This is a genomic window from Aphanizomenon sp. CS-733/32 (assembly GCF_028330045.1).
GTDB lineage: Bacteria > Cyanobacteriota > Cyanobacteriia > Cyanobacteriales > Nostocaceae > Dolichospermum > Dolichospermum gracile.
Genome location: NZ_JAQMSE010000045.1, coordinates 1 through 13,312, shown reverse-complemented (window position 1 = coordinate 13,312; position 13,312 = coordinate 1). Strand labels below are relative to the sequence as shown.

The following is a 13,312-nucleotide window of genomic DNA, read 5'->3' as shown; positions in this document are numbered from 1 at the left end:
GGTGTCAGTTGTCAGTTGTCAGTTGTCAGTTGTCAGTTGTCAGTTGTCAGTTGTCAGTTGTCAGTTGTCAGTTGTCGGTTGTCGGTTGAGAATATTATTTCTGTAACTTGTTACCTATTACCTGTCACCTATTACCTATTACCTGTTACCTGTCACCTAACTAGCAACTGACGTTAAAAAGTCCAGTTAATTAAAGAAGTAACTGGAAAATAGAATTCCCAGAACGAAGACTAATAGTAGTCCGAGATAGAGAGAGGTACGGTTTAATTCAACCGGTTGTTGATTGGGATTAGGCGTTCTTTCCATGATTAACTCCTAGCGTTGAATAAACTGCATTGAGGCGATCGCGCCCAAAAAGAATACAGTAGGGACAGCTAAGGTATGCACCGCGATCCATCTGACTGTAAAAATAGGATAGGTAACTGGTTGATTGATGTTATTACCGCTAGTCATGATCTCAAATTATTTTCCAATAAAGGTTTCTACTTGTTTTTTTGCTTCAAAACGATTGCTGACAATTGGCACTTCTTGACGGACTTGAGTAAAATACTCATTAGGACGGGGTGTACCAAATACATCATAAGCTAGACCAGTGCTGACAAATAACCAACCGGCAACAAACAATGCAGGAATGGTGATGCTGTGAATTACCCAGTAACGAATACTGGTAACAATGTCAGAAAACGGACGTTCTCCAGTGGTACCTGCCATTTATTTCACTCCCTTATCAAAAACTATTATTGAGTTTATTATCCTACAAAGTTTAGACAGAGTTACAATTTACAACTTTCTTCTGGCGAATACATCCACAGTACCGCTTCGCGGAAGTCAAAAGTCAATTGAGAATGACTATTTTTTTGACGCTGTGTTGTACTAGTGGGGTGTAATTACGCCGCTGGGGCCGCTGTTGCCTCTGGTTTGGGGTTATATTTGAGCAAAACACCGCGATCGCCAATTATAAAACCTTGATCAGGGCTAAAAAATACAATTTTGTAAAGATTAGCTGCAACTGTTTCTACATCACGGTCTTTTTCCCAAGTTTTACCACCATCAGTGCTGCGGAGTAAATTACCGCTACCACCACCGACCCAAATTTCTTCAGGTGTGCGGTAGGCTAAATCCAGCAAACCCCAACTAGTGGACAACTCTGGATATTGTACCTCTAACCACTCTTCTGGTTTGGTCGGATCACTAAATTGTACTTGGCCACCCCGTGCTAACAACCATAGTTGTCCATCCTTAGTAAAACCCATATTTTCCAACCGACGGGAACTATTGCGGTTATGGGGTTGCCAAGCATTTTGTCCAGGTTCCCAAGTAGAGTAAAAACTCCCTTTAGCAGAAACGGCGATATACTTGCCATCAGGCGATCGCTCCAAATTTCGCACCACACCAACAGCCGCCTCCAAACTGGCTTTCCAGTTTTGACCGCCATCTATAGTTTGATAAATAGCTCCCACATCAGTGGCCATTTCCGCCGCCTTTTCGCCTGTTGCCGTCACAGCAATTGGATTACCCGGTAACTTTTCGCTTAAAGCAATCCGTGACCAAGACTTACCCTCATCAGTCGTATACAGCAGTAGAGAAGGTTCTCCCGCAATCCAACCTTCCTGACCAGAAAAACTCACAGAGTTAAAGCGATATCGAGGATCATCCAACTCTAATTTTAGCGGTTGCCAATTCTCACCACCATCATTAGTTTCCAAGAGAGTGGCATTACCACCCACCAAATAACCGTGTTGAGAATTACCCGTAAAGGCAATATCTAGCAACTTCGCATCCGTGGGAACATTAATCACTTGCCAGGGATTGTAGCTAAGAGAAGAAACACCACTACACCCAATACAAGCGATAACTACTATTAATGCGGCAACAAACTTTTGCCACTTTTTTACAATTGAGTGCATCAGTATTACTGAGGTTTTCCTAAATTTGGTAGATTTTTGTCGAATTCCCTGCAAAGAGAAGTTTTTCTCTCCCCTGTTCCCTTTTCCCTGTTCCCTATTGCTCGTAAACAAAGATAGCGGTTGCTACTGTAGTCCGTAAAGGCTAATGAAAAACAAGAATCCCAGAGCCAAAGCCCCAAAAATCAAAATGTTCTTTTGAGTTGGTGTCAGCGTATTACCACCTAAACCGTAACCCAAATTCTCCTTAAACCCAGAGGCAGTACCCGCCGGTCCAATATTCGCAAAAGCAGTTTTCTTGGCTATACAAACTGGACAACGCCAATTTGTCGGCAGTTCCGCAAAAAGTGTTCCGGGGGGAACATCACTTTTATCGTCTCCCTTCTCAGGTTCATAAACATAACCGCAAGAGCGACACTCATAGCGGTCTAACACTGGAGTTTCCATAGCTTGTTCAGCTTGTTCACTCATGGCTTTTAGTCTCGCTTCAGAGGAATTATTAAATATACGTTACAAATTATGACATAATTGCTAGACTTTTCTATCACTAATCAAAAGGATTCAAATACAAGGATCTTCTCTGTTGCCCAGATTTCAGAAAACCCTAAAAGATATAATGTAAAAGAACATTATCCATATATTTCACTGAACAGTTGTTAGTTGCCACCTATCAAGTCATAAAACTGATAACTGATAGCTTATTCCCTTACACCATTAGCGGTAGAAAAACATTGTGTTTGTTCTTAGCGGTTACGAGTACCTTCTAGGCTTTTTCATCCTGTGTAGCCTAGTACCAGTCCTAGCACTGTCAGCCTCAAAAATTCTTAGACCCAGTGGTAACAGTCTAGAAAGACGCACTACTTACGAATGCGGACTAGAACCTACTGGCGGGGCTTGGATTCAGTTCAACATTCGCTACTATATGTTTGCTCTTGTCTTCGTTGTTTTCGACGTAGAAACAGTATTTTTGTATCCTTGGGCAGTTGCATTTAACCGTTTAGGCTTATTGGCATTTATCGAAGCCCTAGTCTTTATTTCGATTCTTATCATCGCCCTAGTTTACGCATGGCGGAAAGGAGCTTTGGAATGGTCTTAAATTCTCATATCATCAGCCAGGACACAGAGCAAATCATCAACCCCATACAACGGCCGACAGTCACCCATGAACTGTCAGAAAACGTGATTTTAACTACCGTTGATGACCTTTACAACTGGGCGCGGCTTTCTAGTTTGTGGCCCTTACTGTTTGGTACAGCTTGCTGTTTCATTGAATTTGCGGCATTAATCGGCTCTCGTTTTGATTTTGACCGGTTTGGGTTAATTCCCCGTTGCAGCCCCCGCCAAGCCGATTTAATCATCACTGCGGGAACAATTACCATGAAGATGGCTCCCCAATTGGTGCGTCTTTATGAACAAATGCCCGAACCCAAGTATGTGATTGCTATGGGTGCTTGTACAATCACTGGGGGAATGTTTAGCGTTGACTCCCCGACAGCAGTGCGCGGAGTTGATAAACTAATTCCCGTAGATGTATATTTACCTGGTTGTCCTCCTCGTCCAGAAGCGATTATTGACGCAATTATTAAACTGCGGAAAAAAATTGCCAATGAGTCCATGCAGGAACGGAATAATATCAAGCAAGTCCACCGTTACTACAGCACAACTCATAATATGAAGCCAGTTCCCGAAATCCTAACTGGTAAGTATATGCAGTCAGATACTCGCTTTAATCCGCCCAAAGAATTAACAGAAGCAATTGGTATGGCTGTACCCCCAGGATTATTGACAGCAAAGACACAGAAGGAGAAACAAGCAAGTGGCTGAAGAAGAATCAAAACCAGTTCCCCCAGCGGAAGCAGCTTTAGTTCAACCCGGTAAAGTTTCCCAATGGTTAGGGTCAAATGGCTTTTTCCATGAGTTTCTAGAATTTGACGCTAACGGCGTAGAAATAATTAAAGTCCCTGCAAATTTTCTCCTTCCCATTTCTACGGCTTTGTACGCCTATGGGTTTAATTATCTCCAATTTCAGGGGGGGATTGACTTAGGTGCAGGAGAAGAATTGGTAAGTGTTTATCATTTACTTAAAGTTAGTGATAATGCTGACCGTCCTGAAGAAATTAGGGTGAAAGTGTTTTTACCTAGAGAGAATCCCTCTGTGCCTTCAGTTTACTGGATTTGGAAAACAGCAGACTGGCAAGAACGGGAAAGCTATGATATGTATGGCATCGTCTATGAAGGTCATCCTAACTTGAAGCGGATTTTGATGCCAGAAGATTGGGTAGGTTGGCCTTTACGGAAGGATTATATCTCACCTGATTTTTACGAGTTACAAAACGCTTATTAAGGATTGCTGGAATTGAGTTTTCAGTGGTGACAATTAACCCCTTTCCAGTTGTGGAGAGGGGTAATATTTTTTATGTCGTCCTGGATATGACAAATTCAGCTTAAAATGTCGCACAGTATCGGAAAATTGAATTCCGAGCTAAACTCTTTAATTAGCGGTGCTATTTTTAGTTTTCACGTTGATATTCAATTTTACGAGAGGTTATGGACAAAAGTCCAACAGATGGCAGTAGTATCCTCCTCTAAGCTGGCGAGAAAGTTTCCCAGCGCGGGGGAGACTTTAGGAGATTTCTATTATGCTTACACAGGAAATTCGCAAGTCCTTAGATATTGCTGACTTAAATCGGCTTAAATATGACCTAAATTGTTTGCAGCCAGTAGACGTGGGTGAGTATATCACTCAATTGCCTGAAAAACAAAGGGCGATCGCCTTCCGATTACTCAATAAAGATCAGGCCATAGATGTCTTTGAGTATTTACCGACAGAAGTACAGGAAGACCTGATTAATTCCCTCCACGATACCCAGGTAGTAGACCTCGTTGAAGAAATGAGTCCTGATGAACGGGCATATTTATTTGATGAACTGCCGGCGGGAGTAGTCAAACGCTTATTACAACAACTCAGTCCCGAACAAAGACAAGCCACAGCCACAATTCTTGGCTATCCAGAAGGGACTGCGGGGCGGGTAATGACAACGGAATATGTGCGCTTGCGACGAGGTTTAACTGTTGGTGAAGCCCTCAGTAAAATCCGCTTGCAAGATCAAGACAAGGAAACAATTTACTATGCCTATGTCACTGATGATAATCGCACCTTAGTGAGTGTTGTTTCTTTGCGGCAGCTATTATTTACCTTTCCTGATGTCTTAATTAAAGATATTGCCAGCGCCCACGTTGTCAAAGTTAGGACAGAAACCTCTCAAGAAGAAGTCGCCCGCATCATGCAGCGCTACGATCTAATCGCTATACCTGTGGTTGATAGAGAAGATAGATTAGTCGGTATTATTACGATTGATGATGTCGTAGATATTTTAGAAGAAGAAGCTACAGAAGATATCCAAAAATTGGCAGGGGTCAGTGGTGATGAAGAAGCCTTATCGCCCCCACATATTACCATTCGGAAACGGTTGCCTTGGTTATTGGGGATTATGGGATTGTATATTGGTGCTGCCAGTGCGATCGCTCCTTTTCAACAAGTCATCGCCGCTGTACCGGTTCTTGCCGTGATCATGCCCATATTTTCTAACACAGGGGGGACTGTAGGTATACAAGCCCTGACTGTCACTATTCGTGGTTTAGGTGTAGGAGAGGTAACACCCGAAGACACTAGCAAAATTCTCCGTAAAGAACTTTTAGCCGGCTTAGGAACAGCCGTAGCTTTAGGGCTGACAATGGTTGCCCTTTCCCTAATTTGGGCTAAACCCCAAGAAAGATGGGTAGCTTTAATCGCTGGGGCAGTTATGGCTACTAATACAATGGTAGCGGTGACTTTAGGGACTTTGCTACCAATGGGTTTAAAGCATTTAAAACTAGATCCCGCCTTAATGAGTGGTCCCTTAGTGACAACAATGCTAGATACCATCGGATTTTTAACCTTCCTCAGTATAATTTCTATCGCTTTAAAGGTATTTCACTTACAATCTTGAAACTGCTGGATAAACCGAAAACCTCAATAAATTAAGGGTTTCCAGTTTAGAAAGGTGAATTAGGTGCATCACTTTCCCAATTTTGAGACTTTTCTTACTCCTGACTCCTGGGCGGGGAAACCCCGCCCCTACTAACTTCTGACTCCTTCTTTCTTCTTCCCGACTCCTGACTCCTCTACTTATATGCCTACAACTACCTGGAATCGTCATCACATTCTCACACTTGCTGACTTCACAACGGCTGAATATAACGCCGTTTTACAAACTGCGGCTTCCTTTCAAGAGGTACTATCAAGACGGACTAAGAAAGTCCCCACATTACAAGGACAGGTAGTAGCAAATTTATTTTTTGAACCCTCTACCCGCACCCGCAGTAGTTTTGAAATTGCCGCCAAAAGACTCAGTGCCGATACTCTCAACTTTGCCGCAGCCACATCTTCCATGACCAAAGGCGAAACAATTCTTGACACCGCAAAAACCTATTTAGCAATGGGAACTGATATTATGGTAGTCCGCCATAAGGATGCAGGAGTTCCGCAAGCGATCGCTCAAGAAATGGATCGTCTAGGTGTAAAAGTTAGCGTCCTCAATGCCGGTGATGGACAACATGAACATCCATCTCAGGGATTACTAGATTTATTCACAATTTGTAGTTTAATTGACCCCGGACAACCTAAAATTGAATCATTACAAGGTAAAAAAATTGCTATTGTTGGCGATATCTTACATTCTCGCGTAGCCCGTTCTAATATTTGGAGTCTCATCGCTAGTGGTGCCGAAGTTCACCTGGCTGCACCTCCCACATTATTGCCTAAATTCTTTGCAGAATATTTAGGATGTACAGAAAACTCCAGCCGATTATTTACCCATTGGCAACTAGAACCAGCCTTGGAAAATGCTGATTTTGTAATGACATTGCGTCTACAAAAAGAACGGATGACAGCCCATTTATTACCTAGTTTACGAGAATATCATCAACTATTTGGTATTACTCGCCCTAAGTTAAAACTCTGTCAACCTAACGTTAAAGTATTACATCCAGGTCCAGTAAATCGGGGTGTAGAAATTAGTTCTGATTTGATGGATGACCCCGAATTTAGCTTAATTCAATCTCAGGTAACTAGCGGTGTGGCAGTGCGGATGGCACTTTTGTACTTTATCGGTAGTGGTAGAGTTAATTAATCATCATACTCTAGCACTTGCATGATTAAAAATCATACTTAGGGTTTGCTGAAAAAGTTGTCTGTGAGGGGAGGTGAAAGGTGCTACGCCACGGGGACAGGTGACAGGGAAGGAATTTTCTTCTTTCTTTCTCTTGGACTCCTGATAGCGCGGCGTGGCGTTAGCCATACTCCGAACTCCGAACGGTGACAGTTTCAATTATCTGGATATCCTCAATTTTCCAATCCCTTTCATTTGTACCTATCTACTCGTGCTTGACCTCTTTCTTTAAACTTATACAAAATTTTTACTACCCAACAGTGTGCTAGTACAGCTATAATTTATAACTATTACAAAACGGGATAAATCAACCAACCATTCTCAATCCTTAAAAAGCCTATACTGTCTTCGTTTTGACTTTTGACATCCGCCCTGCGGTACTATTCCTGCTATTGAATACTTGTACTGGAGATATCCTGATCATGACCCTATCTAGTTTTGATGAAATAGTGAAATTCTTAGAACAGCATGAAAACTCAAAACGAATTAAGAAATTAATATTCTTCGCTTGTAAAAATGAGTGGGAAAATGATCAAGATACCCTAGATAGATTTAAATTAGAAGAATTAATTCAAGAGTTATCTAGTTTAAATCCAACAATAAATCACTTAACTGCAAATTTATCTATTGCTGTTAAAAGTCTTAGTAAACCAAAACAATATTCCATAATTGCCAGTATCATTATTAAAGAAGTACAAAAATTATATCCAACCTCTAATGAAAAGACAGGAATAATATTAAACCAAGCTAATGAAGAAGATACAGGAATAATATTGAATCAGGCTAATTCCAAGGAAGATACACGAATAATATTGAATCAATCTCACCCAAATATTCCTATATTTCATCATCCTGAAAAAACATTATCAAATCCCTCAACCACATCTCTAATCAGTTCAAAAAAATCTCAATATAATCAATTTGATTTGCGGCAAAATTTGATGAGATATACCAACCCATTAAGGGTAAAAATAATTTTATTTTCCGCACTTTATAGAAAATTTACCTTTAATGAACAGGACTGGTTAAAACTAAGATCCGAAGAACTTGATAGTTTATTGCAGAAATTATTCGATTCTTGTCTAACCATTGCAGAACTTGAATCTAAAATTAAGAATACTGTGATCTCTTTAGGTGACCCAGATAAAAATAATCAAGCATCTGGTGTAATCATCAGAGTTGTGCGTAGTTTATATAGTGATATACCAGCAGTACCCAATTCACCCAAATCGCTGAACACGTATTCCCCTGAAAAAACCAGACCACCAGCTAATCCTGATGATCAACCTGTACAAAATCAAATTGATGATTTTTATGAACATGATGATGATGACAGCAATACCTGTCAAATTACAATACCACCTGCTTGAGATATCTTTAATGACAAAGAATGAAAACTATTTCTGATTTTGGAAAATTTATCACAATAATTGAGAGATATTTATTATGGATGCCAAAGAACTTCTGAGCCGATATGAAAAAGGAGAAACAAAATTTATCAACGCCAACTTAAATAACATAAATCTATTTGATGCAGATTTAATTGGTATAAATTTAAATCAGGCAAATTTGTGTAACTCCATCCTAACTTTTAGCTATCTAAATCAGGCTCTTCTCAATAATGCAAATCTAATTCGTGCAAATCTTCGTGGTGTCAACCTAACTCAAGCACAGCTACAAAATGCTAACTTACATGATGCTGACCTGCATGGTGCAACTTTGCAGGGGGCTGATTTGCGTAATGCTAATTTAACCTTAGCATATATGCTGGATGCTAACTTGATGGGTGCTGATTTGCGCGGTGCCGATTTGAGTAATGCTAACCTCACAGGCGCTTGTCTCCGTGGTGCTAACCTGCGAGAAGAAAGAAGAGCCTATTCTGCTAATCTCCTGGGCGCTAACCTCCATCAAGCTGACCTGCGCGGTGCTAATTTAACTGGTGCAAACTTAGCCAAAGTGAATCTGAGTGGCGCTAATTTAAGTGAAGCTATGCTCCGGGGCGTGGACTTGAGTGAAGCTAACCTGAATGGAGCTATTTTACAAAATACCACCTTAACTGAGACCAATCTAGAAGGCGCCCATTTAAATGGTGCTAATCTGACAAATGCTAGACTGACAAAAGCAAATTTGACTGAAGCTGAATTAATAGGTGCTAACTTGCAAGGTGCGACCATGCCAGAGGCCATCCTAATTAAAGCCAAGCTGAACCAAGCAAACCTCAGTTTTGCTAAACTGAGTAAAGTTAATTTTAGTCGAGCTAATCTCCGCGAAGCTGATCTAACTGAAGCAGAATTAGTATATGCTTGTCTGGCTATGACAGACTTTACCGATGCTAATTTAACCAAGGTAAATCTACTTGGAGCAGAAATTAGTACGACAAATCTCACAAGTGCAAATTTGTTTGAAGCGATAATGCCTGACGGCACAATTGGCTACTAAAAATCAATAAATTTATGAGTAATCTCGTAAGTTTAATAATTCTTTCAACTATTCTATCACATTGGAATTAAACTCAAAACTTTTGCAAAAGCTGGTAACAAATATGCCTATTTTAAGAGTCGGTCGTTTTGCCTCTTTACCCATATTTTCTTTACTGATAAGTGCAAGTTGGATATTTCTATGTGAATATAGTTCAGTTCAAGCTCAAATACCTAATAATGTTCCCATATTAGCCCAAGGAACACTTCCATATCTCCAGGAACTATCCATCAACCAGCAGTCATTATTGCAGTTACAATCAGTAAAATTATATCAATCTCAAGGTGTACAATATAGTCAATATAATCAAGGATTTGATCGATATTTTGTTTATGTTGACAGTAATAATCCTCAAGTCTTAGAGCGAGTTCGGCAAATTGAAACTAATGCCTATATTCGCAATTACAAGGGACGTGAAGTTATCCAATCTGGCGTTTTTAATGGACAAGCTAATGCTCAACGACGAGTAAAAGAATTGGAATTGAATGGTATTCCTGGCGCAAAAATTGTTAATTCTGATAATACGGAATTATCCGTAGTAGCACCTTATGGTAATACTGGATCTAATGCCCAAAATTATCAGCAAGAAAACAGAAATTCATATTATGTAGTTATTCCCAGTAATACTAATAGGTTACGTTCTTTGGGTACAGAAATTCGCCAAAAAGTTAGTATCAGTATCAATGTATTTAGGAGAAGTCAGCCATTGGGATTACACATAGCTGTAGGACCATTTAGCGATCGCTTAGAAGCAGAACTATGGAATAGCTATTTAAAGGATTCAGGTTACGGCAATGCTAGAGTGTATTATGGCAAATAACAACAGGAGTCAGGAGTCAGGAGAAGGAAAGAAGCAAGAAGAAAGAAAATCAACCAATGAGTAAAGAACAATTTATTGTAACCGCAGACCAAATGCGGGAAATTGAAGCCAGAATATTTACAGCGGGAATGCCTGTAGCTGCTTTAATGGAAAAAGTAGGAGGACTAATTTGCCAACGCTTACAGGCTATTATTTCCCCAGGAAAATGTATAGGAATTTTAGTTGGTCCTGGTCATAATGGAGGAGATGCCTTAGTAGTAGCGCGTGAATTGCATTTTCGCGGTTATCAAGTTTGGATTTATCAACCTTTTTCTAAATTAAAGGAATTAACTTCTCAACATTTCCAATATACACAAAGTTTAAAAATTCCCTGTTATCAAGAAATTTCCCAATTACCAAGTTATGATTTTTTAATTGATGGTTTATTTGGTTTTGGTTTAGAAAGAGAAATTACTGATTCCATCGCTGCGGCAGTTAATTATTTTAATAGCAAAAATCAACCCATTATTAGTATTGATATACCTTCAGGTTTACATACAGATACAGGGGAAGTTTTAGGAACAGCAATTCAAGCAACCCATACATTTTGCTTGGGTTTATGGAAACAAGGTTTATTACAAGAACAAGCATTACCTTATATTGGTAAAGCCGAATTAATTGATTTTGATATTCTCCTCGCAGATATTCAGGCTGTGATCGGCAACATTCCCAAAATCAAACGGATTACACAAACAACAGCATTATCCACCTTACCTTTACCCCGTCCCCTAATTACTCACAAATACAAACAAGGACATTTATTATTAATTTGTGGTTCTCGGCGTTATGCCGGTGGAGCAATTTTAACAGGTTTAGGTGCGCGATCCTCTGGTGTAGGAATGTTATCAATTGCTGTCCCAGAATCCTTAAAAATGTTGTTAGTTTCCCAGTTACCAGAAGCCTTAATTATTGGTTGTCCCGAAACCGAAACAGGAGCGATCGCTAGTGTACAATTACCAGAAAATATAAATTTAAACTCATTTACGGCGATCGCTTGCGGACCCGGTTTAACCAAAGACAATATATCTATTATTCCCGAAATAATTCAATGTGAATGTCCCCTAATTCTTGATGCCGATGCCCTCAATATTTTGGCACAAATAGGCACTATCCCCACCCTAAAACAGCGAAAATCAGCCACCGTTCTCACACCCCATACCGGAGAATTTCAGCGATTATTTCCGAACATTGACCACACAAACAGGATCAAAGCCATCCAAACAGCAGCCCAGGAAAGTGGCGCTGTAGTCCTATTAAAAGGGGCAAGAACAGCCATATCTAATCCTCAAGGTGGTGTTTGGGTAAACCCCGAAAGTACCCCAGCCTTAGCTCGTGGAGGCAGTGGTGATGTATTAACTGGTTTATTAGGTGGACTATTAGCGCAAATTATGAATAAAGAAATTTTTATAGAAGATATAGTCGCAACTGCCGCTTGGTGGCATTCCCAAGCCGGAATTTTAGCAGCACAAACAAGAACAGAATTAGGTGTTGATGCCTTTACACTCACACAATATTTAATGCCAGTTTTGAAGGGATAATAATTGGGTAATGGGTAATAGGTAATGGGCAAAAAATTCTTCCCAATTACCAATCACCAATTACCTAATAACAATTATTTAACTGTTACCTTACCACCAGCTTCTTCAATCCGCTTCTTGATATCCTCAGCAGCTTCCTTAGCTACAGCTTCCTTAATAGCTTTAGGAGCAGCTTCTACCAAGTCTTTAGCTTCTTTCAGACCTAGACCAGTGATTTCACGAACGATTTTCAAGACAGCAATCTTCTTATCAGCAGGTACAGAATCCAAAATTGCATCAAATTCGGTCTTCTCTACTACTTCTTCAGCAGCAGCAGCACCAGGAGCAGCCATCATCATCATACCACCACCAGTAGCAGCAGCACTAACACCAAAAGCTTCTTCGATTTGCTTAACCAATTCAGAAGCTTCTAATAAGGTCAAAGATTTCAATTGTTCTAAAATTTGTTCGGTTGCAGCAGACATGGATATAACTCCTAAAGAATGTTTGATTTGTGAGTTTTTAGTTATTTAGTTGTCATTGGTCAGTAGTTAATTTTCACTGACTACAACTAACTTTCGGTAGCACTTTCAGAACTATCGCTATTTTCTTTTTCAGCAACAGCTTTTAAGGCGCGAGCCAAGGAACTGGGAACTTCGTTGATACCAACAGCCAGCTTGGTAGCTACACCATTGATAGCTCCAGCAATTTGCGCCATGAGTTGTTCCTTAGACGGCAAGTCTCCTAGAGCCTTAACATCAGCTTCACTCAGGACACGACCTTCCATCACACCACCACGAATTTCTGTTTTCTTGGTAGCTTTTTGGAATGCTTGGTAAGCTTTAATCGCAGATAAATCTTCTTTAACTAACAGGAATGCAGAAGAACCATTCAGTAATTCTGACATTGGCTGCCATTGTTCCTGATCCTTAATCGCAATGCCCATAAAGGTGTTTTTTGTCACCTTACAAATAGCACCACTAGGACGGAGTTGCCGACGCAAATCGGTGATTTCAGCAACAGTTAGCCCCTGATAATCAATTACCAGTGCTAAAGTTGACTTACTCAAGCTTTCCTTGAGATCAGCCACTATCTCTTTCTTGTTTTCTAACGTTCTTCCCATACTTATCTCACCTCCAATGTCAGTTGTCAGTGGTCAGTTGTTAGTTGTCAGTTGTCAGTTGTTAGTTGTCAGTGGTCAGTTGTTAGTTGTCAGTTGTCAGTTGTCAGTTGTCAGTTGTCAGTTGTTAGTTGTCAGTTCTTAGTTCTTACTCTATTTTCTGTCACCTGTCACCTGTTACCTGTTACCTGTCACCTGTCACCTGTCACCTGTCACCTGTCACC

General features: G+C 40.3%; 17 protein-coding genes. 10 read left to right on the top strand and 7 right to left on the bottom strand.

The genetic code is table 11. From position 1 onward, the window contains the following. Positions 1-186: 186 nt before the first annotated feature. From PN471_RS04110 to PN471_RS04090, 5 genes are all read right to left on the bottom strand, one after another. On the bottom strand, positions 187-306 hold the full coding sequence (locus tag PN471_RS04110) for a photosystem II reaction center protein L (protein ID WP_015081482.1): 120 nt from the start codon (positions 304-306) through the stop codon (positions 187-189). A 9-nt stretch (positions 307-315) separates the two neighbouring features. After that, entirely contained in the window at positions 316-453 is a 138-nt protein-coding gene (psbF, locus tag PN471_RS04105; protein WP_010997987.1) for a cytochrome b559 subunit beta, read from the bottom strand. Positions 454-462: 9 nt separating this feature from the next. Beyond that, positions 463-711, bottom strand: a complete 249-nt coding sequence (gene psbE / locus PN471_RS04100) for a cytochrome b559 subunit alpha (RefSeq protein ID WP_015081483.1) — start codon at positions 709-711, stop codon at positions 463-465. A gap of 176 nt (positions 712-887) precedes the next feature. Then, a complete protein-coding gene (locus tag PN471_RS04095) occupies positions 888-1,907 on the bottom strand; it encodes a photosynthesis system II assembly factor Ycf48 (RefSeq protein ID WP_271775769.1) in 1,020 nt (339 codons plus the stop codon). Between the two features lie 123 nt (positions 1,908-2,030). Beyond that, positions 2,031-2,375: a rubredoxin gene (locus PN471_RS04090; RefSeq protein WP_168466460.1), complete on the bottom strand. Its 345-nt coding sequence runs from the start codon at positions 2,373-2,375 to the stop codon at positions 2,031-2,033. A gap of 262 nt (positions 2,376-2,637) precedes the next feature. Between PN471_RS04090 and PN471_RS04085 the strand changes: the two genes are divergently transcribed. The 9 genes from PN471_RS04085 (at position 2,638) to PN471_RS04045 (ending at position 11,989) form a co-directional block, all read left to right on the top strand. Beyond that, positions 2,638-3,000: an NAD(P)H-quinone oxidoreductase subunit 3 gene (locus tag PN471_RS04085; protein ID WP_027404721.1), complete on the top strand. Its 363-nt coding sequence runs from the start codon at positions 2,638-2,640 to the stop codon at positions 2,998-3,000. Continuing rightward, complete coding sequence (locus tag PN471_RS04080) at positions 2,991-3,728, top strand: NADH dehydrogenase subunit K (protein WP_271775768.1); 738 nt, start codon at positions 2,991-2,993, stop codon at positions 3,726-3,728. Before PN471_RS04085 ends, PN471_RS04080 begins: the two co-directional genes overlap by 10 nt. Further along, a complete protein-coding gene (locus PN471_RS04075; protein WP_193891533.1) occupies positions 3,721-4,248 on the top strand; it encodes an NAD(P)H-quinone oxidoreductase subunit J in 528 nt (175 codons plus the stop codon). The genes PN471_RS04080 and PN471_RS04075 overlap by 8 nt, the downstream gene beginning before the upstream one ends. A gap of 295 nt (positions 4,249-4,543) precedes the next feature. Beyond that, complete coding sequence (gene mgtE, locus PN471_RS04070; protein WP_193891531.1) at positions 4,544-5,893, top strand: magnesium transporter; 1,350 nt, start codon at positions 4,544-4,546, stop codon at positions 5,891-5,893. A 183-nt stretch (positions 5,894-6,076) separates the two neighbouring features. Further along, positions 6,077-7,075 (top strand): aspartate carbamoyltransferase catalytic subunit, encoded by a 999-nt coding sequence (locus tag PN471_RS04065; RefSeq protein ID WP_193891529.1) that lies wholly within the window; start codon positions 6,077-6,079, stop codon positions 7,073-7,075. Between the two features lie 461 nt (positions 7,076-7,536). After that, positions 7,537-8,484, top strand: a complete 948-nt coding sequence (locus PN471_RS04060) for a hypothetical protein (RefSeq protein WP_271775767.1) — start codon at positions 7,537-7,539, stop codon at positions 8,482-8,484. A gap of 76 nt (positions 8,485-8,560) precedes the next feature. Continuing rightward, positions 8,561-9,553, top strand: coding sequence for a pentapeptide repeat-containing protein (locus tag PN471_RS04055; RefSeq protein WP_271775766.1), 993 nt, complete (start codon positions 8,561-8,563; stop codon positions 9,551-9,553). A 103-nt stretch (positions 9,554-9,656) separates the two neighbouring features. Beyond that, positions 9,657-10,412: a hypothetical protein gene (locus PN471_RS04050; RefSeq protein WP_271775765.1), complete on the top strand. Its 756-nt coding sequence runs from the start codon at positions 9,657-9,659 to the stop codon at positions 10,410-10,412. A gap of 56 nt (positions 10,413-10,468) precedes the next feature. Then, complete coding sequence (locus tag PN471_RS04045; RefSeq protein WP_271775764.1) at positions 10,469-11,989, top strand: NAD(P)H-hydrate dehydratase; 1,521 nt, start codon at positions 10,469-10,471, stop codon at positions 11,987-11,989. Positions 11,990-12,063: 74 nt separating this feature from the next. Here PN471_RS04045 and rplL read toward each other — a convergent pair whose 3' ends face one another. Both rplL and rplJ read right to left on the bottom strand, forming a co-directional pair. Continuing rightward, positions 12,064-12,453: a 50S ribosomal protein L7/L12 gene (rplL, locus tag PN471_RS04040; protein ID WP_271775763.1), complete on the bottom strand. Its 390-nt coding sequence runs from the start codon at positions 12,451-12,453 to the stop codon at positions 12,064-12,066. 86 nt (positions 12,454-12,539) lie between these two features. After that, positions 12,540-13,091, bottom strand: a complete 552-nt coding sequence (gene rplJ / locus PN471_RS04035; RefSeq protein ID WP_271775762.1) for a 50S ribosomal protein L10 — start codon at positions 13,089-13,091, stop codon at positions 12,540-12,542. Positions 13,092-13,107: 16 nt separating this feature from the next. Between rplJ and PN471_RS04030 the strand changes: the two genes are divergently transcribed. Further along, complete coding sequence (locus PN471_RS04030; protein ID WP_271775761.1) at positions 13,108-13,233, top strand: hypothetical protein; 126 nt, start codon at positions 13,108-13,110, stop codon at positions 13,231-13,233. The last annotated feature ends 79 nt before the right edge of the window (positions 13,234-13,312 follow it).

Coding starts and splice junctions, on each gene's coding strand:
- PN471_RS04110 (WP_015081482.1), bottom strand. CDS start 306: ATGGAAAGAACGCCTAATCCCAATCAACAACCGGTTGAATTAAACCGT.
- psbF (WP_010997987.1), bottom strand. CDS start 453: ATGACTAGCGGTAATAACATCAATCAACCAGTTACCTATCCTATTTTT.
- psbE (WP_015081483.1), bottom strand. CDS start 711: ATGGCAGGTACCACTGGAGAACGTCCGTTTTCTGACATTGTTACCAGT.
- PN471_RS04095 (WP_271775769.1), bottom strand. CDS start 1,907: ATGCACTCAATTGTAAAAAAGTGGCAAAAGTTTGTTGCCGCATTAATA.
- PN471_RS04090 (WP_168466460.1), bottom strand. CDS start 2,375: ATGAGTGAACAAGCTGAACAAGCTATGGAAACTCCAGTGTTAGACCGC.
- PN471_RS04080 (WP_271775768.1), top strand. CDS start 2,991: ATGGTCTTAAATTCTCATATCATCAGCCAGGACACAGAGCAAATCATC.
- mgtE (WP_193891531.1), top strand. CDS start 4,544: ATGCTTACACAGGAAATTCGCAAGTCCTTAGATATTGCTGACTTAAAT.
- PN471_RS04065 (WP_193891529.1), top strand. CDS start 6,077: ATGCCTACAACTACCTGGAATCGTCATCACATTCTCACACTTGCTGAC.
- PN471_RS04060 (WP_271775767.1), top strand. CDS start 7,537: ATGACCCTATCTAGTTTTGATGAAATAGTGAAATTCTTAGAACAGCAT.
- PN471_RS04055 (WP_271775766.1), top strand. CDS start 8,561: ATGGATGCCAAAGAACTTCTGAGCCGATATGAAAAAGGAGAAACAAAA.
- PN471_RS04050 (WP_271775765.1), top strand. CDS start 9,657: ATGCCTATTTTAAGAGTCGGTCGTTTTGCCTCTTTACCCATATTTTCT.
- PN471_RS04045 (WP_271775764.1), top strand. CDS start 10,469: ATGAGTAAAGAACAATTTATTGTAACCGCAGACCAAATGCGGGAAATT.
- rplL (WP_271775763.1), bottom strand. CDS start 12,453: ATGTCTGCTGCAACCGAACAAATTTTAGAACAATTGAAATCTTTGACC.
- rplJ (WP_271775762.1), bottom strand. CDS start 13,091: ATGGGAAGAACGTTAGAAAACAAGAAAGAGATAGTGGCTGATCTCAAG.
- PN471_RS04030 (WP_271775761.1), top strand. CDS start 13,108: ATGTCAGTTGTCAGTGGTCAGTTGTTAGTTGTCAGTTGTCAGTTGTTA.